We start from the raw sequence: 23,193 nt of genomic DNA on the forward strand, positions 1-23,193 counted from the left end.
ACAGTACTCCATTTGGGCCACGTGCGTGGATTGGCACGCCGTGCGAGTTCACGCAAGAGGTGGGACTTGGCCGCCGTTGCCCCACTCATCCGCCCCTGGACGTAGGGGACTTGTGGGGAACTTCACGCAATCGCCAGAAACGCAGGCAATGTCCGCGGGACCGGGGCGTGCGCCCGGTTCGTACCGCGTGCCCCGGACTACGCGCCCAGGACCCGCCGCAAGTAGTCGTTACGGAACCGCCGTTCCGGGTCCAGCCGGTCCCGCAGCGCGACGAACTCGCCGAAACGCGGATACACCCGTGAGAGGTACTCGGCGTCACGCGTGTGGATCTTCCCCCAATGGGGTCGTCCCTCGTGCGCGGTGAAGATGCGCTCGGCGGCGGTGAAGTACCGCTGGTACGGCGTCCCCTTGAACATGTGGACCGCCACGTAGGCGGTCTCCCGGCCGGACGCCGTGGACAGGGTGATGTCGTCGGCCGGCGCGGTGCGCACCTCGACCGGGAAGCTCACCCGCAGCGGGGACCGGTCCACCATCGCCCTCAGCTCCCGCAGCGTGTCCACGAGCGCCTCGCGCGGCACCGCGTACTCCATCTCCACGAAGCGCACCCGGCGCGGGGACGTGAACACCTTGTAGGGGATGTCGGTGTACGTCCGCGCGGACAGCGCCCGGCTGGAGACCTGCGCGACGGCCGGGATCGTCACCGGTGCGGCGCGGCCCACCCAGTTGACGACCTGGAACACCCCGTTGGAGAGGAACTCGTCCTCGAACCACCCGCGCAGCGGCGGCACGGGACGCTCGGGGCCCGCACTGCGGTTGTTGCGCTTGGTGTTGGTGTTGCCGGTGTGCGGGAACCAGTAGAACTCGAAGTGCTCGTTCTCGGCGTGCAGCGCGTCGAACTCGGCGCACACCCGGTCGAACGTCATGGGCTCCTCGCGCGCGGTGAGGAGGAAGAGCGGCTCCACCGCGAAGGTGAGGGCGGTGACGACGCCGAGGGCACCGAGGCCGATCCGGGCAGCCGCGAAGACGTCCGGGTTCTCCCTCTCGGAGCAGGTGAGCACCGAGCCGTCGGCGGTGACCAGTTCGAGGCCCTTGATCTGGGCGGCGATGGAGGCGGACTCACGGCCGGTGCCGTGGGTGCCGGTGCTGGTGGCGCCGGAGACCGTCTGCTCCATGATGTCGCCCATGTTGGTCAGCGACAGACCCTCGCGCGCGAGGGCGGCGTTGAGCCGCTTCAGCGGGGTCCCCGCCTCGACGGTGACGGTGCCCGCCTCGCGGTCGATCCTCCGGATCCCCGTCAGCAGCTGAGGGCGCACCAGCAGGCCCTCGGTCGCGGCTATGGAGGAGAAGGAGTGACCGGTTCCCACCGCCTTCACCGGCAGACCGTCCTCGGCGGCCCGGCGCACGGCGTCGGCCAGCTCCTCGACCGAGGCCGGCGTGACCTCCCGGGCCGGCCGGACGGAGACGGTGCCTCCCCAGTTACGCCACGTGCCGTTCCTCGCGCTCGTCGTGCTGACCAACGAAGCCTCCCCGACCCGGCGCCGGCCGCTTGAGCCGGCGGTACCCGAGGAAACCGACCGCGACCGCGACGGCCCCGGCGGCCGCCGGAACCCCGTACCCGGCGCGCGCCCCGGCCGCGTCGATCACCCAGCCGCCGGCGGAGGAGCCGAGGGCGATGCCGACCGCGAGCCCGGTGCTCACCCAGGTCATCCCCTCGGTGAGCTGCGCGCGAGGTACGTGCTCTTCGATGAGGGACATGGTCGTGATCATCGTGGGAGCGATGGACAGACCCGCAACGAACAGCGCCACGGCCAGAAACGGCAAGTTCCCGACCAGTAGGAGTGGGATCATACTCACGGCCATGGCGCAAACGCCGAGCAGCCACCGGCGTTCCGGCGCCCCCGCGAAGTGCAGCAGCCCGAACACCAGGCCCGCCACGCACGAGCCCAGGGCGTACACCGCGAGCACCACGCTGGCCGCGGCCTTGTGTCCCTCCTCCTCGGCGAAGGCGACCGTCACCACGTCCACCGCGCCGAAGATCGTGCCCGTCGCCACGAACGTCGCCACCAGCACCTGCAGACCGCGCGAACGCAGCGCCGTGCCGCCGCCCTTCCGCTCACGGGGGTGCGGCTCCGGCTCGGTCGCGCGCTGCGCGGTCAGCCAGAAGACGCCGAACGCCAGGAAGCAGGCCGCCAGCAGCGGCCCGGCCTCCGGGAACCAGGCCGTGGACAGCCCGATGGAGACGATCGGGCCGACGACGAAGCACACCTCGTCGATCACCGACTCGAACGAGTAGGCGGTGTGCAGGCTCGGGGTGCCGCGGTACAGCGCCGCCCAGCGGGCCCGGACCATCGCGCCGACGCTCGGCACGCAGCCGATGCCCACGCACGCGGCGAACAGCACCCACTCCGGCCAGGAGAAGTGCACCGCGAGCAGCAGCACCGCCGCCGCGGACAGCGACAGCAGCGTGGCCGGACGCAGTACCCGGCGCTGCCCGTACTGGTCCACCAGCCGCGAGACCTGAGGGCCCACAAGCGCGGCGGACAGCGCGATGGTCGCCGAGAGGGCCCCCGCCAGCCCGTACCGGCCGGTCACCTGGGAGATCATCGTGACGACGCCGATGCCCATCATGGACAGCGGCATCCGGCCGAGGAACCCCGCGGCGGAGAAGGCCTTGCTGCCGGGGGCGGCGAACAGGGCGAGATAGGGGCTGGGCACGGAGTTCTCCGGAAGATCAGTAAGGCGCCATCGCCGTCGATACAGATTACCGGCGGCGTCACCCGCTTGCGCCGGTGAGGTACGGCACCTCCCCGCGACACCCCCGGCCCCTGTCCCCGCTGTCGGTGCCGGGTGGGAGGATCGAGACATGTCTGACGTGCTCGATGCCAGTCCCTACGACGCCCTGCTCCTGCTCTCCTTCGGCGGCCCGGAAGGCCCGGACGACGTCGTCCCGTTCCTGGAGAACGTGACGCGCGGGCGGGGCATCCCCAAGGAACGCCTCAAGGAAGTCGGGCAGCACTACTTCCAGTTCGGCGGGGTCAGCCCCATCAACGACCAGAACCGCGCCCTTCTGGACGCCCTGCGCAAGGACTTCGCCGAGCACGGCCTGGACCTGCCGGTCTACTGGGGCAACCGCAACTGGGCGCCCTACCTCACCGACACCCTCCGGGACATGGTCCGCGACGGCCGGCGCCGCATCCTGGTCCTCGCCACCAGCGCCTACGCCTCCTACTCCGGCTGCCGCCAGTACCGCGAGAACCTCGCCGACGCGCTCGCCACGCTGGAGAAGGAAGGGCTGGAGCTGCCGAAGATCGACAAGCTGCGGCACTACTTCAACCACCCCGGCTTCGTCGAGCCCATGGTCGACGGGGTGATCCGGTCGCTCGACGGCCTCCCCGAGGACGTCCGGGACGGCGCGCACATCGCCTTCTGCACCCACTCCATCCCCACCGCCGCCGCGGACACCTCCGGCCCCGTCGAGGCGCACGGCGACGGCGGCGCGTACGTCGCTCAGCACCTGGACGTGGCCCGGCTGATCGCCGACGCCGTCCGCGAGCGCACCGGCGTCGACCACCCCTGGCAGCTCGTCTACCAGTCCCGCTCCGGCGCCCCGCACATCCCGTGGCTGGAGCCCGACATCTGCGACCACCTCGAGGAGCGGAAGGCCGCCGGCGTCCCCGCGGTCGTCATGGCCCCCATCGGCTTCGTCTCGGACCACATGGAGGTCCTGTACGACCTCGACACCGAGGCCACCGCCAAGGCGGAGGAGCTCGGCCTGCCGGTGCGCCGCTCCGCGACCGTCGGCGACGACCCGCGGTTCGCCGCCGCCGTCCGTGAGCTGGTGGTGGAGCGTGCCGCGGCCGAGAGCGGGCGGGACGTCACCCGGTGCGCCCTCGGCGCGCTCGGCCCCAGCCACGACCTGTGCCCGGTGGGCTGCTGCCCGGCCCGCGCCCCGCGTCCCGCCGCCGCGGGCGCCGACAGCCCCTACGCCTGAGGAGCCCCGTGACCGACCCCCTGCACGCGGAACTGCTGGAACTGGCCCGGGAGGCCGCCCGGCGCGCGGGTGAGCTGCTGCGCGACGGCCGTCCGGCCGACCTCGCGGTCGCCGCCACCAAGTCCAGCTCCGTCGACGTCGTCACCGAGATGGATCTCGCGGCGGAGAAGCTGATCACCGGGCTGATCGCCGAGCGCCGCCCGGAGGACGGCGTCCTCGGCGAGGAGGGTGCCTCCACGGCCGGCAGCAGCGGCGTCCGCTGGGTCGTCGACCCCCTCGACGGCACGGTGAACTACCTGTACGGCCTGCCCACCTGGGCCGTCTCCGTGGCGGCCGAGCAGGACGGCGTCGCCGTGGCCGGAGCGGTGTTCGCGCCGATGCGCGGCGAGGAGTACCACGCGGTGCTGGGCGGCGGGGCGTGGGCCACGGGCGCGTGGGAGGGCGAGCGGCGCCTGGCCTGCCGGCCGTCGCCGCCGCTGGACCAGGCACTGGTCTCCACCGGCTTCAACTACGTCGCCGACGTCCGCGAACAGCAGGCCGAGGTCGCCCGCCGGCTGATCCCGCTGGTGCGGGACATCCGCCGCGGCGGCTCGGCGGCGATCGACCTGTGCGACGTGGCGGCGGGCCGCCTGGACGGCTACTACGAACGCGGCCTCCACCCGTGGGACGTGGCGGCGGGCGCCCTGATAGCCCGCGAGTCCGGCGCCCTGACGACCGGCCGCCGCCCGGACAGCCGGCCGTCGGCCGACATGACGGTCGCCGCCTCCCCGGGCGTGCTGAAGCCGCTCCTGGGCCTGCTGGAGGAGTTCGGGGCGTAGGAGGCGGCTGACGCCGCCGACCACCGTGAACGTGTTCACGCTCTCGGCGATCGCCCGCCCGACGACCGACTCCCGACGGGTCCGGACCGCGTTCGCGGAGAAGTCGGTCGGCCCCGGCCGACGCGGCAGCGGCCGGCGGGCCGGGCGGCGGCGGACGGTGAGTGCTGGCCGGTGGTTGTCGGTGGGGCCGATGCGGCTGACGGCGGTTGCCCGCGGGGGCCGATTCCCGGCTCGGTCGGATCGTGTCCGGGGTGAAGTCGGTTGGCCGTGGCCGACGAGGCAGCGGCCCGCCGGGCCGGGTGGCGTCGGTGGGATCCATGCCGCCGACCGGGCGCCCGTGGGGCGGTTCGTGCGTCGACGGCGCCCGTATGACGGCTCGCCGAGCCGGGCAGAGGCGGAGGCGGCGACCTTCGGTGGGACCGAGCCCGTGGGCGGACGGCGGGCGTCGAGTGTCCGTCGGTCGTACGCCCAAGGCGTGTCCCCCTCCTCCGCCCGGTGACGGGTGGCTCGCCCGGCGGACTGGCGTGCGGGCGGGGCGCCGTCAGCCCCTAGCGCCACGGCTGTCGTGGGCGTGCCCGTGAGGATCGACGGCGGGCCCCGGTGGAGTGATCCACCGGGGCCCGCCGGGCGCTTCCGTGCTGCGTCGGTCAGACGCTGTGGGCGCCGACTTCCACGCCGTGTTCGGCCGCGAGGCGGCGCAGGTCGTCGAGTTCGCCCTGCTCCACTTCGACGAGGAAGTCGTCGCCCTCGTCGCGGGCCCGCGACAGGTCGGACTCGGTCGCCTTTATACGCTGCAGAAGTCCTGCGGTGAATGCGTCCATGCTGCGCCCCCTCGTCCTGGGTCGGTGGGTCGGTGGCACGGGGGTGTGCCGTGGGAAGGGACGATCACGTCCGTGGCGGATGCCCGGCGCCGCTCGGCCGGGCGGCGACGGTACCGGACATCCACGCCCGCTCTGCGGAAGCGGACTGTGTGCACCGCATGGTGGTGCGGTACAAGCAGAGCGTGATCGCGGGATGTAAACCCGTCCTCCCCAAGCTCCCTCCCGCGGAAACCTGACCTCGCGAGAAATTCTCGTATTCCCGCCCCGTTCGTCCGCACGTTCCCCGGTCGCGGGGCCGCCGGTCACCCCTGCTCCGGTCGCCTTACAGCCGACTTACGGCCGAAAAGGGCAGGATGGAGGCAACAACACCCACCCGTACCCCTGCCCGCGTGCGCGCCCTCGCGGCCCGCCGGGCGGGTCATGAGGAAGGACAAGCGACGTGCGCGTACTCGTCGTCGAGGACGAGCAGCTGCTCGCGGATGCGGTGGCCACCGGACTGCGCCGGGAGGCCATGGCGGTCGACGTCGTGTACGACGGTGCGGCCGCCCTGGAGCGCATCGGTGTCAACGACTACGACGTGGTCGTCCTCGACCGCGACCTCCCCCTCGTCCACGGCGACGACGTCTGCCGCAAGATCGTCGAGCTCGGCATGCCCACGCGCGTGCTGATGCTCACGGCGTCCGGCGACGTCAGCGACCGCGTCGAGGGACTCGAGATCGGCGCCGACGACTACCTGCCCAAGCCGTTCGCCTTCAGCGAGCTCATCGCCCGCGTGCGGGCGCTCGGCCGGCGGACCAGCGTGCCCCTGCCGCCCGTCCTGGAGCGGGCCGGGATCAAGCTGGACCCCAACCGCCGCGAGGTCTTCCGCGACGGCAAGGAGGTCCAGCTCGCGCCGAAGGAGTTCGCCGTGCTGGAGGTCCTCATGCGCAGCGAGGGCGCCGTGGTCTCCGCGGAGCAGCTGCTGGAGAAGGCCTGGGACGAGAACACCGACCCGTTCACCAACGTGGTCCGTGTGACCGTCATGACGCTGCGCCGCAAGCTGGGCGAGCCGCCGGTCATCGTGACCGTGCCCGGCTCCGGATACCGGATCTGATCACCGACCATGGCTGCCACTCCCGCGCCCCCCACCGCGCCCCCCAAGCCCACCTGGGACCCCCGGTCGCCCACGCCGATGCCGTGGCTGCGGCCCACCATCCGCATACGGCTCACGCTGCTGTACGGCGGCATGTTCCTGATCGCCGGCATCCTGCTGCTGTCGATCATCTACCTGCTCGCCGCGCAGGCCCTGCGCACCGGCAGCCAGCCGCTGTTCAAGATCGTCGACTTCGACGGACTGAAGGTCTCCAGCAACGACTGTCCGGGCATCGCCGACGGCAACCTCTCCCTGACCGAGTTCAACAACGCGATCAGCGAGTGCATCGACGACCAGCGCCAGGTCGCCCTGGACAACCTGCTCAGCCGATCCCTGCTGGCCCTGCTCGGCCTCGCCGTCATCGCGTTCGCCTTCGGCTACGCCATGGCCGGGCGCGTGCTGTCGCCGCTGGGCCGCATCACCCGCACCGCCCGCGCGGTGGCGGGCTCCGACCTGTCCCGCCGGATCGAGCTGGACGGCCCGGACGACGAGCTGAAGGAGCTGGCCGACACCTTCGACGACATGCTGGAGCGGCTCCAGCGCGCGTTCACCGCCCAGCAGCGCTTCGTGGGGAACGCCTCGCACGAGCTGCGCACCCCGCTGGCGATCAACCGCACGCTGCTCGAGGTGCACCTCTCCGACCCGAACGCGCCGGTGGAGCTCCAGCAGCTCGGCAAGACCCTGCTGGCCACCAACGAGCGCAGCGAGCAGCTCGTGGAGGGCCTGCTGCTGCTCGCCCGCAGCGACAACCAGATCGTGGAGCGGGGGCCCGTCGACCTCGCGGAGGTGGCGGGCCAGGCCATCGACCAGGTCGCCTCCGAGGCGGAGTCGCGGCACGTCACGATCCGCGGCACCCGCCGCCCCGCCGTGGTCAAGGGCAACGGCGTGCTGCTGGAGCGGATCGCCCTGAACCTGGTGCAGAACGCCGTGCGGTACAACGTCCCGGAGGACGGCTGGGTGGAGGTCACCACGGACGTCCAGCACGGCCAGGCGGTCCTCGTGGTGTCCAACACCGGCCCGGTCGTCCCCGCGTACGAGGTCGAGAACCTCTTCGAGCCGTTCCGCAGGCTGCGCACCGAGCGGACGGGCAGCGACAAGGGCGTGGGACTGGGGCTGTCGATCGTGCGGTCGGTCGCCCGGGCGCACGGCGGGCACATCTACGCGCAGCCGAGGGAGGGCGGAGGACTCGTGATGCGTGTCACCCTTCCGATCTGACATCATGCCCCGCCCTCGATCCGTGTTCGCTCTGGGCGGAATTTCTGAGCACCCCCGCAATCGAATTCATGTGTGATCGATCACAGGGGTGCCGATCCGGCCATCTACTCTCCGTGATCATGAACCCCGTCGGAAGGCCGGAAAAGTCCCGGTTTTCAGGGGTCCCGTTCACGGGAAGTACACGGTGAGGTGCCTTTGTAGTGCGGCATCGGGACCGTGTACGGTCCCCATCGCCATCCCAGCCGATCACTCGTGAGGAGTCCGGTTGGGTGTCGATTGAGTAACAGACCTTGATGTGAGGCAAAATCTCCGCCTCAGGTCGGGCACAAGTCCGGCCTCTCACGCGTTACGTGCGCTGGAGACACCGCATACACCCAGAGGGGGAGAGTGACATGGCTACCGACTACGACACTCCACGCAAGACCGACGACGACGTCGACTCGGACAGCTTGGAAGAGCTGAAGGCCCGGCGGAACGACAAGTCGGCCTCGGCCGTGGACGTCGACGAGTTCGAGGCCGCCGAGGGCCTCGAACTGCCCGGTGCGGACCTCTCGAACGAGGAGCTGGCCGTCCGGGTCCTGCCCAAGCAGCAGGACGAGTTCACCTGCATGAGCTGCTTCCTGGTGCACCACCGCAGCCAGCTGGCCCGTGAGAAGAACGGCCAGCCGATCTGCCGCGACTGCGACTGAGGCGGGGTCGGCCGTGACTGGCTCGACCCCACCGCGGAAGCGCCGCTTCTTCTCGAAGGGAGCGGACCAAGGGTCCACCGAGGACCCACAGCACGACACGCGTGAACCCGAGCGAGGCTGGACCCGAGACGGGGCGGCCTCGCTCGAAGCGCCGGACGGCCGGGGTGACCTCCCGGTGCCTGTGGAGGTCACCGCGCCCATGGCGCGCAGGCGCACCGCCGTCGTCCGGGGGAAGGCCCTGGAGGGCGTCCGCAAGGGCGGCGCACGCGCCCGCGCGGGTCTGGCGCACCTCGCCGACCGGATCATCGACATCGCCCCGCGTGTGCCCGTACGGGACCTCACGACCCTGCGGGAGCAGTTCCCCGGGCTCGGTCCCGAGGAGATCGCCGACAGGCTCGTGGCGGGCGCCGCGAAGGCCACCGCGACGGTCGGGGCCGGCGTCGGAGCGGCCGCCATGATGCCGGTACCGCCCGCGATGCCGACGGAGCTGGCCGCCGAGGTCACCGGCGTCGCCGCGATCGAACTCAAACTGATCGCCGAACTGCACGAGGTCTACGGCGTACGTCCCGCGGGCACCCTCGCCCAGCGCAGCACCGTCTACCTCAACTCCTGGTCCCAGGAGCGCGGCATCGAGGCGACCAAGCCCTCCACCGTGAGCGCCGCGATGAACAGCCGCATGAAGCGCGAACTGCGCCAGCGGATCGTGAAGCGCACGGTGCGCAACCTGCCGAACCTGATGCCGTTCCTCGTGGGAGCGGCCGTGGGCGCCGTGATGAACCGGCGCGACACCAGAAAGCTCGCCGCCCGCATCCGGGACGACCTGCGCAAGGTCCAGGTCCCCTGGGACGAGCTGCCCGCGCTCCCGGCGCTGGAGCGCCCCGCCGACGCCCTCCCCGAGCACGCGCTGGAGCTCGACATGGGCGCCGGCCGCCACCGGAAGGACGACGACCCCGGGTGACCCGCCCGGCGGCCTGCTGACGGGCCCCTACGACGCGTCCGCCCCGTCCCTCGCCGCCCGGAGCGCCTGCGCCAGCCGCTCGGGCTCACGGGTGGACAGGAAGACGTACGGAGTGGGGTCCTGCGGGTCCGTGACGGCCACCCGCAGCGCACCGGGGACGTACGCGCGCAGCAGCATGAACGCGCGCGGGTCGGCCTTCGGGCCGCGCCAGGCGCGCGCCTCCTCGGCGTCCAGCACCTCCGCGTCACCCAGCGCGGACGCCGGGATCTTCGCCTCGCCCGCGATCAGATGACCGTTCACGACCCGGATCCGCACCGAGCCGTACGCGCTCACCACGACCGCCGCCGCGGCGGTCCCGCCGGCCAGCCCGGCCAGCATCGGCAGGGTGCCGAACGGCAGCATGATCAGCGCGAAGGAGGTCCCGGCCAGGAGGCACAGGAACCACCAGGAGCGCGGAGCGGTGAGGCGTTCTTCGTACGGGGCCGCGGAAAGCTGCATGAAGCCAAGCTTGGCACGCTTCCCGCGGGGGTCCCGCGCCAGGGCGGACGCATGCCCAGCCGCCTCGCGGCGGGCGGGTAAGGTCTGCGGCTGTGAGTGGTAATTCCGCAGCTCTTCAGCCCCCCGCCGACGCCGTGCCGCCCGTGCGCCACCCCGACGCCCCCGCACCGGGCGAGCTCCTGGGCGCCCACTACGGACAGTGCTTCGGCTGCGGCGACGAACAGCCCCACGGGCTGCACCTCCAGGCGCGCGCCGGCGAAGGTGTGTCGATCACCGCCGAGTTCACCGTGCAGTCCGCGCACCAGGGCGCCCCCGGACTCGCCCACGGCGGCGTGCTGGCCACCGCCCTCGACGAGACGCTCGGCTCGCTGAACTGGCTGCTCCGCACCATCGCGGTCACCGGACGGCTGGAGACCGACTTCGTCCGGCCCGTGCCCGTCGGCACCGTGCTGCACCTCAAGGCCGAGGTGACCGCCGTGGCGGGACGGAAGATCTACTGCACCGCCACCGGACACATCGGCGGCCCCGACGGACCGGTCGCCGTCCGCGCGGACGCTCTCTTCATCGAGGTCAAGGTGGACCACTTCATCGACCACGGCCGCCAGGAGGAGATCCAGGCCGCCATGGAGGACCCCGACCAGGTCCGCCGGGCCCGCGCCTTCGAGGTGAACCCGTGAGCGCCGGCCGCGAAGCGCTCGAGGTGCTCATCCGGCGCGTCGACCCGGACGTACCGCTTCCGGCGTACGAGCACCCCGGCGACGCCGGGGCCGACCTGCGCACCACCGAGGCCTGCGAGCTGGCCCCGGGGGAGCGGGCCGTGCTGCCCACCGGGGTGTCTGTCGCGCTCCCGGAGGGGTACGCGGCCTTCGTGCACCCGCGATCCGGCCTTGCCGCCCGCTGCGGCGTCGCCCTGGTGAATGCCCCGGGGACGATTGATGCCGGGTACCGTGGGGAGATCAAGGTGATCGTGGTGAATCTCGACCCGCGCGAGTCCGTGCGGTTCGAGCGCTTCGACCGGATTGCCCAACTGGTCGTCCAGCAGGTCGAGAGGGTGCGCTTCGTGTCGGTCGCGCAGCTGCCCGAATCGGCCCGGGCCGAGGGGGGCTTCGGATCCACCGGCGGCCACGCCGCGGTGGAAGGCAAGAGCGGCACAAGCGTTCAGGCCGCCAAGGGCGGTGCAGCGGGTGGGAATCGATACGCTTCGGTCGTATCCGACCGGGAAGGACAGTGACGTGTTCGGACGTCGCAAGAAGAAGGATGCCGCCGACGGTGCGGCCGGCGAGGCCGAGCAGGTCGTCGACGGTGTCGACGCGGAGGCGGACGAGGAGGGCGGGCGCGTGAGGCTCGAGCCCGCGCCCCGGCCCGACGGGCCCTGGGACAGCTCCGAGGTTCGCGAGCCCGGCGAGGGCCGGGTCGATCTGGGCGGTCTGTTCGTGCCCGGTGTGGACGGCATGGAACTGCGCGTGGAGGTCGCGGGTGACGCGATCGTCGCGGCCACCGTCGTGCTGCAGGACAGCGCCGTCCAGCTTCAGGCCTTCGCCGCGCCCAAGCGTGAGGGCATCTGGGGCGAGGTGCGCGAGGAGATCGCGTCCGGCATCACCCAGCAGGGCGGCATCATCGACGAGGTCGAGGGTCCGCTGGGCTGGGAGCTGCGCGCCCAGGTGCCGGTGCAGCTGCCGGACGGCACCGGCGGCTTCCAGGTCGTGCGGTTCGTCGGTGTGGACGGCCCCCGCTGGTTCCTGCGCGGAGTGATCTCCGGTCAGGGCGCGGTGCAGCCGCAGGCGGCGGGTCTGCTGGAGCAGATCTTCCGGGACACGGTCGTGGTGCGCGGGGACGGGCCCATGGCCCCGCGCGATCCGATCGTCCTGAAGCTGCCGAACGACGCGCAGATGGTGCCGGAGAACGTGCAGCAGGAGGAAGGGTCGCGGTTCGCGGGCGGGATGAGCCGGCTGCAGCGGGGGCCCGAGATCACGGAAGTGCGCTAGCGCGGTCCGTCTGTCGTGGCCCGCGGGGCCGGTCGTTCGCGGCCGGTCGCCGCGGGTCGCTGTCGTTACCGAGGCTCCGCCCCGGACCCCGTTCCTCGAACGCCGGAAGGGCTGTATCCAGCCCGTCCGGCGTTGGTGGCACCGACATGTTCGTCGCCTGGGAGACCCTCAGCCACCGGGACGACCCCGCCTGACCCTGTTGATCTGCCGGGCGCCGGACGGCGATACTGGCGCCCGGTTCACGGGGGAGGGCAGCCATGGGGCAGACGATCACCGACGCCATGGTGCGCGTCGAGGACGTGCACAAGTCGTACGGTGGCGGCGCCGCCGCCGTGCACGCCTTGCGGGGCGTCTCCTTCGAGGTCCCGCGCGGCGAGCTCGTCGCCCTCAAGGGGCGCTCGGGATCCGGCAAGACCACCCTGCTGAACATCGTCGGCGGCCTGGACACCCCCGACCGGGGACGGGTCGACGTCGACGGCCGCGACCTCGCCGGCCTCGACGAGGAGGGCCTGCTCGCCCTGCGCCGCGACCGCGTCGGCTTCGTCTTCCAGTCCTTCGGCCTCATCCCCATCCTCAGCGCAGCCGAGAACGTCGGCGTCCCGCTGCGGCTGCGCGGCGCGGACCCCCGCGAGCGCGAGGAGCGGGTCGAGCTGCTGCTGTCCCTCATCGGCCTCGCCGACCACGCCGCCCAGCGGCCCGGCGAGCTGTCCGGCGGCCAGCAGCAGCGGGTCGCCGTCGCCCGTGCCCTCGCCAACAACCCCTCCCTGCTCATCGCCGACGAGCCCACCGGCCAGCTCGACGCCGAGACCGGGCACGCCGTGATGGAGCTGCTGCGCGCGGTCGTCCGCACCGAGAACGTCACCGCGCTCGTCGCCACCCACGACACCACCCTGCTCGACCTGGCCGACCGGGTCCTCGAACTGAGCGACGGGCAGATCGTCGGGCACTGACCGGCCGGCCCCGGCGTGCGCGTCAGGGTTGCGTCAAGGTCGGACCCCGCGCCCCCGCCGGCCGTCCGGCCGCCGTGCAGGGCGGCCTAAGGTCGACTGCGCCAGGAGCACGACCGGGAAGACAATGGGGCCATGGGACGCGGCAAGCTTCGGATCCACCTCGGCGCCGCGCCGGGGGTGGGCAAGACCTACGCGATGCTCGCCGAGGCGCACCGCCGCGTCGAACGGGACACCGACTGCGTCGTCGCCTTCGCCGAGACGCACGGCAGGCCCCGCACCGAGGCCCTGCTGACCGGCCTGGAGCAGGTCCCGCACCGGCGGCTGGAGCACGGCGGCGTGACCGTGGCCGAGACGGACCTCGACGCCGTCCTCGCCCGCCGCCCCCGCGTCGCCCTGGTCGGCGAGTTCGCCCACGCCAACGCGCCCGGCTCCCGCAACGCCGAACGCCGGCAGGACGTGGAGGAGCGTGTCCGGGAGGCCTCCGGCATCGAGTCCGCCACGCTGCTGGAACGCGCCGGGGACGTCGAGCCGTGGACCTGCGCGGGCCGGGCGGGCCGAGGCCGCCCCGTCGAACGGCCCGAGGACGCCGATGTCCAGGTGCCCGTCGGCGACCACATGGCGCCGACGCTGACCGGCCGGGTGCCGCCCGCCGAGGACCGCAGGGTCCTGGCCGCCTTCGCCGCGCAGGCCGCTGTCGTCCTGGACCGCCGGCGGCTGCGCGAACAGACCGACCGCGCCCTCGCCCTCGCCGAGGGCAACCGCATCCGCACCACGCTCCTCGCCGCCGTCAGCCACGACCCGCGCACCCCGCCGGCCGGGATCAAGGCGGCCGTCTCCTCCCTGCGCTCCGAGGACGTCGAACGGTCCGACGAGGACCGCGCCGAGCTGCTGGAGGGCATCGAGGACGGCGCGGACCGCCTGGACCATCTGGTGGGCAACCTGCTCGACACGTCCCGCCTGCACACCGGTACGGTCACCCCGCTGATGCGCGGCACCGACCTGGACGAGGTGGTGCCGCGCGCCCTCGGCGGGGTGCCCGAACACACCGTCGTCCTGGACGTTACCGAAACCCTGCCCATGGTCGACGCCGACCCCGGACCGCTGGAGCGGGCGATGGCCAACGTGATCGAGAACGCGGTGAAGTACAGCCCGCCGGGGGAGAGGGTGCCGGTCGCCGCCAGCGCCTTCGCCGACGGGGTCGAGGTGCGGGTCGTCGACCGCGGCCCCGGCCTGTCCGACGAGGCCAAGGGGCGCATCTTCGCGCCGTTCCAGCGGCACGGGGACGCGCCGCGCGGCTCCGGCGTCGGCCTGGGCCTGGCCGTCGCCCGCGGCGTCACCGAGGCCATGGGCGGCACCCCGAACGCCGACGACACCCCCGGGGGCGGCCTCACCATGACCCTCACCCTGCACGCGGCGGACGCCCGGCCGGAGGACGGCCCGGACGACAGCGGGCGCGGCCTCGTGACCGCCCAGGACGAAAGGCGAACCTCATGACCCGCGTGCTGGTGGTCGACGACGACCCGGCCATCGTGCGGGCCCTGGTGATCAACCTCAGGGCCCGGCAGTACGAGGTGGACTCCGCCGACGACGGGGCGGGCGCCCTGCGCGCAGCCGCCGCCCGCCACCCGGACGTGGTGGTCCTCGACCTGGGCCTGCCCGACACGGACGGCGTCGACGTCATCCGGCGGCTGCGCGAGTGGAGCCGGGTGCCGATCCTGGTGCTGTCCGCGCGGCACGCCTCGGGCGAGAAGGTCCAGGCGCTGGACGCGGGCGCCGACGACTACGTCACCAAGCCCTTCGGCATGGACGAACTGCTCGCCCGGCTGCGGGCCGCCGTACGGCGCGCGGAGCCCGCCGACGGGGGAGACGTGGTCGTGGAGACCGAGGCGTTCACCGTCGACCTCGCCGCGAAGAAGGTCCACCGCGACGGACGTGACGTACGGCTCACGCCCACCGAGTGGCATCTGCTGGAGGCGCTGGTGCGCGCCGGAGGCCGGCTGGTGGGGCAGAGGCAGCTGCTGCGGGAGGTGTGGGGGCCGTCGTACGGGACGGAGACCAACTACCTGCGGGTCTACATGGCGCAGCTGCGCCGCAAGCTGGAGGCGGACCCGTCGAGGCCGAGACACCTCATCACCGAGCCCGGCATGGGATACCGCTTCGAGAAGTGACGGCGGGCCGTTCGGACCGGGGAAGCAGGGGGTACGTAACCGTCAGTGCACCCCGGTACGCTTCAGATATGAGTGCTGTTCCTCGGTCCGAGAAGCCGGCAGGCCGGTTCCGCCGCATGCTCGACCGGCTCTCGTCCTCCCAGGAGGACCTGGAGTCGGAGGAGCTGCGCGAGGACGCCGCGACGGCCGGCTGCACACGGATAGGTGACTGCCAGGACCGCGAGATCGTCACGGTAACTGGTACCTTGCGCACGGTCACGCAGCGGCCGCGCGCGGGAGTGCCGGCTCTGGAGGCCGAGCTGTTCGACGGCTCCGCCGCGCTGGACGTGGTGTGGCTCGGCAGGCGCTCCATCACGGGGATAGAGCCGGGGCGCAAGCTGATCGCATCGGGCCGGATCGCCATGAGCCGTGGTCGCCGGGTGCTGTTCAATCCGAAATACGAACTGAGACCCCTCGGACGGGAGTAGCCGGTGACGTCGCTCGACAGGCCGACAACCGAAGAGACCTCCGCGGACACGTCCGCGGACGACGCCCGGGCGGTGACGGAAGCCGCCCTGTTCGAGGCGTTCGGCGGTGTCCGGGGCATGGTCGAGACGGTGCTGCCGGGACTGCTCTTCGTCAGCATCTACACGGTCAACAAGAACCTGCACATGTCGGCGCTCGCGGCGCTCGGCGTGGCGCTCGTCATGGTCGTGGTCCGGCTGGCCCGCAGGGACACCGTGAAGCACGCCTTCAGCGGTGTCTTCGGCGTCGGCTTCGGCGTGGTCTTCGCGATGATGACCGGCAACGCCAAGGACTTCTACCTGCCGGGCATGCTGTACACCCTGGGCCTGGCCCTGGCGTACATCGTCACGGCGATGGCGGGCGTCCCGCTGATCGGCCTGATGCTGGGCCCGGTGTTCAAGGAGAACCTCTCCTGGCGCACCAGGAACCCGGGCCGCAAGAAGGCGTACATCAAGGCCAGCTGGGCCTGGGGCCTGATCCTGCTCGCCAAGTGCGCCATCCTCTTCCCGCTGTACTGGTGGGCGGACACCACCCAGCTCGGCTGGGTGCTGGTGGCGCTGAAGATCCCGCCGTTCCTGCTCGCCGTCTACCTGACCTGGGTGTTCCTGGCGAAGGCCCCGCCGCCGATCGACGTCTTCGCCGAGATGGAGGCGGAGGAGCGCGCGGAGGAGGAGCGGAAGGCCGCCGCCGAGGAGGAGGGCGAAGGAGCCCCGGCCGGCCGGCACCGCCGCCAGTCCTGAGCCTCCCGCATGCGTGAGTGAGGGGCGCCCGGATCACTCCGGGCGCCCCTTCTCCACTCCTAGGGATGTTCCCGCTCCTACGACTCCTTGCGGACCGAGAGCAGGTCCTCCAGCTGCTCCTCACGGGCCTGCGCGGCCACGAAGAGCAGCTCGTCGCCGGCCTCCAGGGAGTCCTCGCGGGTCGGCGTCAGCACCCGCGTGCCGCGGATGATCGTGACCAGCGAGGTGTCCTGCGGCCACTCCACGTCCCCGACCTGGGTGCCGGCCAGCGCGGACTCCTCCGGCAGGGTCAGCTCCACCAGGTTGGCGTCGCCGTGGCTGAAGCGCAGCAGCCGGACCAGGTCGCCCACGCTGACCGCCTCCTCCACCAGCGCCGACATCAGACGCGGGGTGGAGACGGCGACGTCCACGCCCCACGACTCGTTGAACAGCCACTCGTTCTTCGGGTTGTTCACCCGGGCGACGACGCGGGGCACGCCGTACTCGGTCTTCGCCAGCAGCGACACGACCAGGTTGACCTTGTCGTCGCCGGTCGCGGCGATGACGACGTTGCAGCGCTGGAGCGCCGCCTCGTCCAGGGACGTGATCTCGCAGGCGTCGGCGAGCAGCCACTCCGCCTGCGGGACGCGCTCCACCGAGATCGCGGTCGGCGCCTTGTCGATCAGCAGGACCTCGTGACCGTTCTCCAGCAGCTCGCCCGCGATCGAGCGGCCGACCGCGCCGGCTCCGGCAATGGCGACCCTCATCAGCGACCGCCCTCCTCTTCGGGTCCCTTGGCGAAGGCCGCCTCGACCCGGTCGATCTCGTCCGTGCGCATCATCACGTGCACCAGGTCACCCTCCTGCAACACCGTCTGCGAGCTGGGCAGGATGGCCTCCCCGAGCCGGGTGAGGAACGCGACCCGCACGCCCGTCTCGTCCTGGAGCCGGGAGATACGGTGCCCCACCCACGCCGTGGACGTGTGCACCTCGGCGAGCTGCACCCCGCCGGTGGGATCGCGCCACAGCGGCTCGGCGCCCGAGGGGAGCAGCCGGCGCAGCATCTGGTCGGACGTCCAGCGGACGGTGGCGACGGTGGGGATGCCCAGGCGCTGGTAGACCTCCGCGCGCCGGGGGTCGTAGATCCGGGCGGCGACGTTCTCGATGCCGAACATCTCGCGGGCCACGCGGGCGGCGATGATGTTGGAGTTGTCGCCGCTGGACACGGCGGCGAAGGCGCCGGCGTCCTCGATGCCGGCTTCGCGCAGGGTGTCCTGGTCGAAACCGACGCCGGTGACCCGGCGGCCGCCGAACGAGGAGCCCAGCCGGCGGAACGCGGTGGGGTCCTGGTCGATCACGGCGATCGTGTGCCCTTGTTCCTCCAGGGCCTGGGCCAGGGCGGAACCGACCCTGCCGCAGCCCATGATGACGATATGCATCGCGTTACACCGCGCTTCCTGCAGGCCGTGCGACCTTCATGACCTTCGTGCTCATGTCTCTCTTTCGGCTCGCCAGGCAACACGTCGCGGCCTGTTGGCGGCCGCCGGGCAACATCATGCCGGGGTCCACCGACCCTGACGCCCCTCGGGGGCGGTCCTGCCCGCCGTAACCGACGGTACGCGGGGGTCGCCGCGAATCGTCCGCGGCGCGGTGGGGGCTCGGCGCGCAGTTACCCGCGCCCCTTCCCGGGCGCCTCCACGGCAGCGCCCTCAGGGGCGCGGGGAACTGCGCGAGCGGCCCACGACGACCCGCACCCGAACGCGGCCTGAACCGCCACGGCGGGATACGGGGCCCCACAACCTAGCGGCGCGTGATGCTGCGCACGCTCGCGATCGCCAGGACGCCGAGGACGACGAGGCCGGCCGCCGCGCCGATCAGTTCTGCGGTCGTGTGCATGGGACCTCCACGAGACGTGGCGACAACGGCCGGGCATGTGGTCATACAGGCATGGGACTCCCCCGATCTGCCCAATCCGCACCCGGGCGCCCCGACTTTTCACCCGGAGGGCAGCGGCCGTATGGATGCCGTATGGATCGGGGGTGGCGGGTGCGTCACCCGCCGCCGGACGGCTTACGATCCTCACTTGTGTCCAAACTGACCGACGTGCCCAAACGCATCCTCATCGGGCGCGCACTACGCAGCGACCGGCTGGGCGAGACGCTCCTGCCGAAGCGCGTCGCACTCCCCGTGTTCGCCTCCGACCCGCTGTCCTCCGTGGCGTACGCGCCCGGCGAGGTGCTGCTGGTCCTGTCCATCGCGGGCCTGTCGGCGTACCACTTCAGCCCCTGGATCGCCGTCGCGGTCGTCGTGCTGATGTTCACCGTGGTCGCCTCCTACCGGCAGAACGTGCACGCCTACCCCAGCGGCGGCGGCGACTACGAGGTGGCCACCACCAACCTCGGCCCGAAGGCCGGCCTGACCGTCGCGAGCGCCCTGCTCGTCGACTACGTCCTGACCGTCGCCGTGTCGATCTCCTCCGGCATCGAGAACCTCGGCTCGGCGATCCCCTTCGTCGTCGAGAACAAGGTGGCCTGCGCGGTCGGCGTGATCGTGCTGCTGACGCTGATGAACCTGCGCGGCGTCCGGGAGTCGGGGACACTCTTCGCGATCCCCACCTACGTCTTCGTCGCCGGCGTCTTCCTCATGATCGCGTGGGGCGCCTTCCGCGGGGGCGTCCTCGGTGACGACATGCGCGCGCCCACCGCCGACTTCGAGATCAAGCCCGAGCACCCCGGCCTGGCCGGCTTCGCCCTCCTCTTCCTGCTGCTGCGCGCCTTCTCCTCCGGCTGCGCCGCGCTCACCGGCGTCGAGGCGATCTCCAACGGCGTCCCCGGCTTCCGCAAGCCCAAGTCGCGCAACGCGGCGACCACCCTCGCCCTGATGGGCCTGCTCGCCGTCACCATGTTCTGCGGCATCATCGCGCTGGCCGGCGCCACCGACGTACGGATGGCAGAGAACCCGGCGAAGGACCTCGTCCACAACGGCGTGCCGCTCGGCCCGGACTACGTCCAGGACCCGGTCATCTCCCAGGTCGCCGAGGCCGTCTTCGGGCACGGCAGCTTGCTGTTCGTCGTCCTCGCCGCCGCGACCGCGCTCGTGCTGTTCCTCGCCGCGAACACCGCCTACAACGGCTTCCCGCTGCTCGGGTCGATCCTCGCCCAGGACCGCTACCTGCCCCGTCAGCTCCACACCCGCGGCGACCGACTCGCCTTCTCCAACGGCATCGTCCTGCTCGCGGGCGCCGCCGCGCTGCTGGTGTCGATCTACGGCGCCGACTCGACCCGGCTGATCCAGCTCTACATCGTCGGCGTGTTCGTGTCCTTCACGCTCAGCCAGACCGGCATGGTCCGGCACTGGAACCGGCTGCTCGGCACGGAGAAGGACCCGGCCGAGCGCCGCCGCATGGTCCGCTCCCGGGCCATCAACGCCTTCGGCGCCTTCTTCACCGGCCTGGTGCTGGTCGTCGTGCTGCTCACCAAGTTCACCCACGGCGCCTGGGTCGCGCTGCTCGGCATGTGCATCTTCTACGCGACCATGACGGCGATCCGCCGCCACTACGACCGGGTCGCCGACGAGATCGCCGCGCCGGACACCCCGAGCGAGGACACCGTGCGGCCGTCCCGCGTCCACTCCGTCGTCCTGGTCTCCAAGGTGCACCGCCCCGCGCTGCGCGCCCTCGCCTACGCCAAGCTGCTGCGCTCCGACACCCTGGAGGCGCTCACCGTCAACGTGGACGCCGAGGAGACCAGGGCGCTGCGCGAGGAGTGGGAGCGGCGCGGCATCGACGTACCCCTGAAGGTGCTCGACTCCCCGTACCGGGAAGTCACCCGTCCGGTGATCGAGTACGTCAAGAGCCTGCGCGCGCAGTCGCCGCGGGACGTGGTGTCCGTGATCATCCCGGAGTACGTGGTCGGCCACTGGTACGAGCACTTCCTCCACAACCAGAGCGCGCTGCGGCTCAAGGGCCGGCTGCTGTTCACGCCGGGCGTGATGGTCACCTCGGTGCCCTACCAGCTGGAGTCCTCCGAAGCGGCGAAACTGCGCGCCCGTAAGCGGCAGGACTGGGCAGCGCCCGGCTCGGCGCGCAGGGGACCCGCGGAGCGGGCGAAGGACACCTCGCCGCGCACGTAGACTGGTGGGCTGTTGTCCCGGGCCGCCAGGCCCGCCCGCCCGTACCCGATGTTGTGGAGTCACCCCGCCATGCAGGCAGAACCGAGGAAATCACTGGTGGGGGAGGAGTACGAGGTCGAGATCGGCCCCGTCGCCCACGGCGGCCACTGCATCGCCCGTACCTCCGAGGGGCAGGTCCTCTTCGTCCGGCACGCCCTGCCCGGCGAGCGCGTCGTCGCCCGTGTCACCGAGGGCGAGGAGGGTGCGCGGTTCCTGCGCGCGGACGCGGTGACGGTGCTGGAGGCGTCCAAGGACCGCATCGACGCGCCTTGCCCGTTCGCCGGCCCCGGCCGCTGCGGCGGCTGCGACTGGCAGCACGCCAAGCCGGGCGCGCAGCGGCGGCTCAAGGGCGAGGTGGTCGCCGAGCAGCTCCAGCGGCTGGCCGGGCTGACGCCCGAGGAGGCCGGCTGGGACGGCACGGTGATGCCCGCCGAGGGCGACAAGGTGCCGGCCGGCCAGGTCCCGTCCTGGCGCACGCGTGTGCAGTACGCCGTGACCGCGGACGGCCGCGCGGGACTGCGCCGGCACCGCTCGCACGAGGTCGAGCCGATCGACCACTGCCTGATCGCCGCGGAGGGCGTCAGCGAGCTGGGCATCGAGAAGCGGGACTGGACCGGCATGGACTCGGTCGAGGCGATCGCCGCGACCGGCTCCCAGGACCGCCAGGTCGTTCTGACCCCCAAGCCCGGCGCCCGCCTTCCGCTGGTCGAACTGGACCGCCCCGTCTCGGTGCTGCGCATCGACGAACGCAACGGCCAGGTGCACCGCGTGCACGGCCGCCCGTTCGTCCGCGAGCGCGCCGACGGCCGCACCTACCGGGTCGGCAACGGCGGTTTCTGGCAGGTCCACCCGAAGGCCGCCGACACCCTCGTCACCGCGGTCATGCAGGGCCTGCTGCCGCGCAAGGGCGACATGGCGCTCGACCTGTACTGCGGCGTGGGCCTGTTCGCGGGCGCGCTGGCCGACCGGGTCGGCGAGCAGGGCGCGGTGCTCGGCATCGAGTCCGGCAAGCGCGCGGTGGAGGACGCCCGGCACAACCTGGCCGACTTCCCGCGCGTGCGCATCGAGCAGGGCAAGGTCGAGTCGGTGCTGCCCCGCACCGGCATCACCGAGGTCGACCTGGTCGTCCTCGACCCGCCCCGCGCGGGCGCCGGCCGCAGGACGGTCGAGCACCTCTCCTCCCTGGGCGCCCGCCGCATCGCCTACGTCGCCTGCGACCCGGCCGCCCTGGCCCGCGACCTCGCGTACTTCCGCGACGGCGGCTACAAGGTGCGGACGCTGCGGGTGTTCGACCTGTTTCCGATGACCTCGCACGTGGAGTGCGTGGCGATTCTTGAGCCTGCCCATAAGGGGCTGTGACCTGCGGTTTTATCGGGTTCTTCAGGTGTGCTCGGCGGTGCTCGACCTGTTTCCCGAAGTGCATGGTGTGGAGACTTGCCGTATGTCCGGGACCGCTTCCGACCTGCAGTTTCGACCAGCGGCCAAGAGGGCGCCGGGTCTGGAACGTGATATTCGCATGGACGGCAGGTGGCCCCTCGTGACGCTCATCCGACGCTCGTTCTGATGTCATGTCAGGACCTGTCGCCGGGTGGTCCGAGGCCGAAGGGTGGGGGAGGCGTAGCGCGGGGGCGGCCTTCGTCGGTAGGGCGACGTCAAGGAAGACGTGCTGGGCCCCACCGGGGGGCGACATCGCGCGTACCGTCATGGCGGATGGTGAGATGGAAGCCTGCCCGGAGCTGTTGAACCGGGCCGGTGGGCATTGGGCCCCCTCCCGGCCCGGCAGCCTCAGGACGTTCAGCGCAGGCGCTGGTGCCGGCCGGAGCCTCGCATGTGCATGCCCAGGTACACCAGGGCCGTGACCAGCACCACGATGCCGATGACGAGCAGGTAGAACAATCCTTCTGCGGCCACGCCGATGATGCCCAGCACGATGGCCGCGATGACGAGGAGGAGGAAGAGCCTCATGAGGTAATGCACCTCTTCGATTCGGCGGGGTCGGTCAGCGTCGGGCGAGTTGCCGCTCACCGTTCGCACCGGGCTGATAGGGCAGGCCGTAGTGCGCGAACACCGCCGCCTCGTCCTCGACGGGCAGCACGTCGTCGGTCCCGATCGCCGGGCACTTCTTCACCAGCGCCCGTTCGTAGGCGACCTTCACGTAGCCCGGTCCCACGACCGCGCCGTGCAAGGGGACGAAGACCAAATGGCGGCGGGTGGGCAGTCCGACCTGAACGGTGCCCATGGCCGGCTCGTCGGTGCTGGTGTCCACGTAGACGGCCTCCAGCGTGCCGATCTTGTGGCCACCCGCGTCGACGACGTCGTGGGCGCGCCACTCGCGGATGTCCGCACTGTGGATCATCCTTCGGCTTCCCTTCGCGCGGCGGTGTACCCGAAACGGGCACTTCGCCGAGTGCCCGTACCAGCCGTGGTGACACTTCCCGTCGCAGGATGGCGCAGACCGGTGCTGTGGACCGGGACGGCCGGGGCGCCGGAAAGCCCGACGCGTGGCCCGACTCCCGGACCGGCGGGCTCGTCCATCAGGCAGCCTGTCGGGGAACCTCATGTCGCGCCCTCACCCG

Annotated in this window: 24 protein-coding genes; 16 read left to right on the forward strand and 8 right to left on the reverse strand. The window is 72.0% G+C overall.

The features are described 5' to 3' along the window. Positions 1–197: 197 nt before the first annotated feature. Positions 198–1,517 (reverse strand): D-arabinono-1,4-lactone oxidase, encoded by a 1,320-nt coding sequence (locus MTR79_RS08360; protein WP_086705216.1) that lies wholly within the window; start codon positions 1,515–1,517, stop codon positions 198–200. Beyond that, positions 1,477–2,715, reverse strand: a complete 1,239-nt coding sequence (locus MTR79_RS08365; RefSeq protein ID WP_048456209.1) for an MFS transporter — start codon at positions 2,713–2,715, stop codon at positions 1,477–1,479. Before MTR79_RS08365 ends, MTR79_RS08360 begins: the two co-directional genes overlap by 41 nt. A gap of 148 nt (positions 2,716–2,863) precedes the next feature. Between MTR79_RS08365 and MTR79_RS08370 the strand changes: the two genes are divergently transcribed. Next, positions 2,864–3,991: a ferrochelatase gene (locus MTR79_RS08370; RefSeq protein WP_244789647.1), complete on the forward strand. Its 1,128-nt coding sequence runs from the start codon at positions 2,864–2,866 to the stop codon at positions 3,989–3,991. Positions 3,992–3,999: 8 nt separating this feature from the next. Further along, on the forward strand, positions 4,000–4,809 hold the full coding sequence (locus MTR79_RS08375) for an inositol monophosphatase family protein (RefSeq protein WP_244789648.1): 810 nt from the start codon (positions 4,000–4,002) through the stop codon (positions 4,807–4,809). A 647-nt stretch (positions 4,810–5,456) separates the two neighbouring features. Here MTR79_RS08375 and MTR79_RS08380 read toward each other — a convergent pair. Further along, complete coding sequence (locus MTR79_RS08380; RefSeq protein WP_167338244.1) at positions 5,457–5,630, reverse strand: hypothetical protein; 174 nt, start codon at positions 5,628–5,630, stop codon at positions 5,457–5,459. A gap of 439 nt (positions 5,631–6,069) precedes the next feature. On the opposite strand from MTR79_RS08380, the gene MTR79_RS08385 reads away from it, so the two are divergent. The 4 genes from MTR79_RS08385 (at position 6,070) to MTR79_RS08400 (ending at position 9,624) form a co-directional block, all read left to right on the forward strand. After that, the gene (locus MTR79_RS08385; protein ID WP_003993508.1) at positions 6,070–6,723 is read left to right on the forward strand and encodes a response regulator transcription factor; all 654 of its coding nucleotides are present in this window, start codon (positions 6,070–6,072) and stop codon (positions 6,721–6,723) included. A gap of 9 nt (positions 6,724–6,732) precedes the next feature. Next, entirely contained in the window at positions 6,733–7,977 is a 1,245-nt protein-coding gene (locus tag MTR79_RS08390) for a HAMP domain-containing sensor histidine kinase (protein ID WP_033278020.1), read from the forward strand. Between the two features lie 392 nt (positions 7,978–8,369). Next, on the forward strand, positions 8,370–8,666 hold the full coding sequence (locus MTR79_RS08395; protein ID WP_003993510.1) for a DUF4193 domain-containing protein: 297 nt from the start codon (positions 8,370–8,372) through the stop codon (positions 8,664–8,666). 13 nt (positions 8,667–8,679) lie between these two features. Then, the gene (locus MTR79_RS08400) at positions 8,680–9,624 is read left to right on the forward strand and encodes a hypothetical protein (RefSeq protein WP_086703643.1); all 945 of its coding nucleotides are present in this window, start codon (positions 8,680–8,682) and stop codon (positions 9,622–9,624) included. A 27-nt stretch (positions 9,625–9,651) separates the two neighbouring features. On the opposite strand, the gene MTR79_RS08405 is transcribed toward MTR79_RS08400, so the two are convergent. Further along, positions 9,652–10,122, reverse strand: coding sequence for a DUF3093 domain-containing protein (locus MTR79_RS08405; protein WP_244789649.1), 471 nt, complete (start codon positions 10,120–10,122; stop codon positions 9,652–9,654). A 92-nt stretch (positions 10,123–10,214) separates the two neighbouring features. On the opposite strand from MTR79_RS08405, the gene MTR79_RS08410 reads away from it, so the two are divergent. The 8 genes from MTR79_RS08410 to MTR79_RS08445 all read left to right on the forward strand — a co-directional run bounded on the left by MTR79_RS08410 (position 10,215) and on the right by MTR79_RS08445 (position 16,469). Next, complete coding sequence (locus MTR79_RS08410; protein WP_086703646.1) at positions 10,215–10,799, forward strand: PaaI family thioesterase; 585 nt, start codon at positions 10,215–10,217, stop codon at positions 10,797–10,799. After that, on the forward strand, positions 10,796–11,353 hold the full coding sequence (gene dut / locus MTR79_RS08415) for a dUTP diphosphatase (RefSeq protein ID WP_086703649.1): 558 nt from the start codon (positions 10,796–10,798) through the stop codon (positions 11,351–11,353). The genes MTR79_RS08410 and dut overlap by 4 nt, the downstream gene beginning before the upstream one ends. Before the next feature lies 1 nt (position 11,354). Next, positions 11,355–12,107 (forward strand): DUF3710 domain-containing protein, encoded by a 753-nt coding sequence (locus tag MTR79_RS08420; RefSeq protein ID WP_048456201.1) that lies wholly within the window; start codon positions 11,355–11,357, stop codon positions 12,105–12,107. Positions 12,108–12,364: 257 nt separating this feature from the next. Beyond that, a complete protein-coding gene (locus MTR79_RS08425; RefSeq protein ID WP_244789650.1) occupies positions 12,365–13,057 on the forward strand; it encodes an ABC transporter ATP-binding protein in 693 nt (230 codons plus the stop codon). 132 nt (positions 13,058–13,189) lie between these two features. Further along, a complete protein-coding gene (locus MTR79_RS08430; RefSeq protein ID WP_244789651.1) occupies positions 13,190–14,551 on the forward strand; it encodes an ATP-binding protein in 1,362 nt (453 codons plus the stop codon). After that, entirely contained in the window at positions 14,548–15,225 is a 678-nt protein-coding gene (locus tag MTR79_RS08435) for a response regulator (RefSeq protein WP_048456199.1), read from the forward strand. The genes MTR79_RS08430 and MTR79_RS08435 overlap by 4 nt, the downstream gene beginning before the upstream one ends. Positions 15,226–15,293: 68 nt before the next feature. Then, the gene (locus MTR79_RS08440) at positions 15,294–15,692 is read left to right on the forward strand and encodes an OB-fold nucleic acid binding domain-containing protein (RefSeq protein ID WP_086703654.1); all 399 of its coding nucleotides are present in this window, start codon (positions 15,294–15,296) and stop codon (positions 15,690–15,692) included. Positions 15,693–15,695: 3 nt separating this feature from the next. After that, positions 15,696–16,469, forward strand: coding sequence for a DUF3159 domain-containing protein (locus MTR79_RS08445; protein WP_244789652.1), 774 nt, complete (start codon positions 15,696–15,698; stop codon positions 16,467–16,469). A 77-nt stretch (positions 16,470–16,546) separates the two neighbouring features. On the opposite strand, the gene MTR79_RS08450 is transcribed toward MTR79_RS08445, so the two are convergent. Together MTR79_RS08450 and MTR79_RS08455 are read right to left on the reverse strand one after the other, a co-directional pair. Continuing rightward, complete coding sequence (locus MTR79_RS08450; RefSeq protein WP_037930094.1) at positions 16,547–17,215, reverse strand: TrkA family potassium uptake protein; 669 nt, start codon at positions 17,213–17,215, stop codon at positions 16,547–16,549. After that, positions 17,215–17,886, reverse strand: coding sequence for a TrkA family potassium uptake protein (locus MTR79_RS08455; RefSeq protein WP_048456196.1), 672 nt, complete (start codon positions 17,884–17,886; stop codon positions 17,215–17,217). Before MTR79_RS08455 ends, MTR79_RS08450 begins: the two co-directional genes overlap by 1 nt. A gap of 646 nt (positions 17,887–18,532) precedes the next feature. Between MTR79_RS08455 and MTR79_RS08460 the strand changes: the two genes are divergently transcribed. Next, positions 18,533–20,578 carry an APC family permease gene (locus tag MTR79_RS08460; RefSeq protein ID WP_189365625.1) on the forward strand — a complete coding sequence of 682 codons (2,046 nt, stop codon included), beginning with the start codon at positions 18,533–18,535 and terminating at the stop codon, positions 20,576–20,578. 69 nt (positions 20,579–20,647) lie between these two features. Continuing rightward, entirely contained in the window at positions 20,648–21,976 is a 1,329-nt protein-coding gene (locus MTR79_RS08465) for a class I SAM-dependent RNA methyltransferase (protein WP_244789653.1), read from the forward strand. Positions 21,977–22,411: 435 nt separating this feature from the next. On the opposite strand, the gene MTR79_RS08470 is transcribed toward MTR79_RS08465, so the two are convergent. Both MTR79_RS08470 and MTR79_RS08475 read right to left on the reverse strand, forming a co-directional pair. Continuing rightward, entirely contained in the window at positions 22,412–22,582 is a 171-nt protein-coding gene (locus tag MTR79_RS08470; RefSeq protein ID WP_244789654.1) for a hypothetical protein, read from the reverse strand. A 34-nt stretch (positions 22,583–22,616) separates the two neighbouring features. Continuing rightward, the gene (locus MTR79_RS08475; protein ID WP_125503740.1) at positions 22,617–22,973 is read right to left on the reverse strand and encodes a PRC-barrel domain-containing protein; all 357 of its coding nucleotides are present in this window, start codon (positions 22,971–22,973) and stop codon (positions 22,617–22,619) included. Positions 22,974–23,193 lie beyond the last annotated feature (220 nt).

It is taken from the genome of Streptomyces sp. BJ20 (assembly GCF_022869105.1).
Taxonomy (GTDB): domain Bacteria; phylum Actinomycetota; class Actinomycetes; order Streptomycetales; family Streptomycetaceae; genus Streptomyces; species Streptomyces griseoincarnatus.

What these genes read in the sequence shown, in the direction of transcription:
- MTR79_RS08370 (WP_244789647.1), top strand. Translation starts at nt 2,864, where the DNA reads ATGTCTGACGTGCTCGATGCCAGTCCCTACGACGCCCTGCTCCTGCTC.
- MTR79_RS08380 (WP_167338244.1), bottom strand. Translation starts at nt 5,630, where the DNA reads ATGGACGCATTCACCGCAGGACTTCTGCAGCGTATAAAGGCGACCGAG.
- MTR79_RS08390 (WP_033278020.1), top strand. Translation starts at nt 6,733, where the DNA reads ATGGCTGCCACTCCCGCGCCCCCCACCGCGCCCCCCAAGCCCACCTGG.
- MTR79_RS08395 (WP_003993510.1), top strand. Translation starts at nt 8,370, where the DNA reads ATGGCTACCGACTACGACACTCCACGCAAGACCGACGACGACGTCGAC.
- MTR79_RS08405 (WP_244789649.1), bottom strand. Translation starts at nt 10,122, where the DNA reads ATGCAGCTTTCCGCGGCCCCGTACGAAGAACGCCTCACCGCTCCGCGC.
- MTR79_RS08425 (WP_244789650.1), top strand. Translation starts at nt 12,365, where the DNA reads ATGGGGCAGACGATCACCGACGCCATGGTGCGCGTCGAGGACGTGCAC.
- MTR79_RS08430 (WP_244789651.1), top strand. Translation starts at nt 13,190, where the DNA reads ATGGGACGCGGCAAGCTTCGGATCCACCTCGGCGCCGCGCCGGGGGTG.
- MTR79_RS08435 (WP_048456199.1), top strand. Translation starts at nt 14,548, where the DNA reads ATGACCCGCGTGCTGGTGGTCGACGACGACCCGGCCATCGTGCGGGCC.
- MTR79_RS08440 (WP_086703654.1), top strand. Translation starts at nt 15,294, where the DNA reads ATGAGTGCTGTTCCTCGGTCCGAGAAGCCGGCAGGCCGGTTCCGCCGC.
- MTR79_RS08450 (WP_037930094.1), bottom strand. Translation starts at nt 17,215, where the DNA reads ATGAGGGTCGCCATTGCCGGAGCCGGCGCGGTCGGCCGCTCGATCGCG.
- MTR79_RS08455 (WP_048456196.1), bottom strand. Translation starts at nt 17,886, where the DNA reads ATGCATATCGTCATCATGGGCTGCGGCAGGGTCGGTTCCGCCCTGGCC.
- MTR79_RS08465 (WP_244789653.1), top strand. Translation starts at nt 20,648, where the DNA reads ATGCAGGCAGAACCGAGGAAATCACTGGTGGGGGAGGAGTACGAGGTC.
- MTR79_RS08470 (WP_244789654.1), bottom strand. Translation starts at nt 22,582, where the DNA reads ATGAGGCTCTTCCTCCTCCTCGTCATCGCGGCCATCGTGCTGGGCATC.
- MTR79_RS08475 (WP_125503740.1), bottom strand. Translation starts at nt 22,973, where the DNA reads ATGATCCACAGTGCGGACATCCGCGAGTGGCGCGCCCACGACGTCGTC.